This is a genomic window from Fructilactobacillus sp. X3R5C2 (assembly GCF_059901175.1).
In genome coordinates this window covers 1-248 of record NZ_JBWXVC010000046.1, presented here as the reverse complement: position 1 = coordinate 248, position 248 = coordinate 1, and the positions used below count along the sequence as shown (strand labels likewise).

Genomic DNA, 248 nt, shown 5'->3' with positions numbered 1-248 from the left:
CTGCATTCCTGCCGGTGCGTGACGGCGATGAGCCGTGGACGGCCGATGAGATTAGCGAAATCGTCGGCACTCTTGAATCCGATGTTCAGAGGATGGGCACGGCCCTTGCCAAAGCCGAGAATGATCTTGCTGACCTCATGAAGCAGGGGAATGACGGTGCTGGAATGGATACCATCGACGTCGGTTCCTCTCAGTTCGAGCGCGATCAGGAGATCTCCGTCACCCGTAACGCTCGCGCTGTGTACGAC

General features: G+C 58.1%; 1 protein-coding gene. It reads left to right on the top strand.

Annotated elements, in window-relative coordinates:
* Window positions 1-248 (top strand): hypothetical protein (locus AC6UD4_RS07370; RefSeq protein WP_500709660.1); only part of this gene is annotated, 248 nt, incomplete at both ends.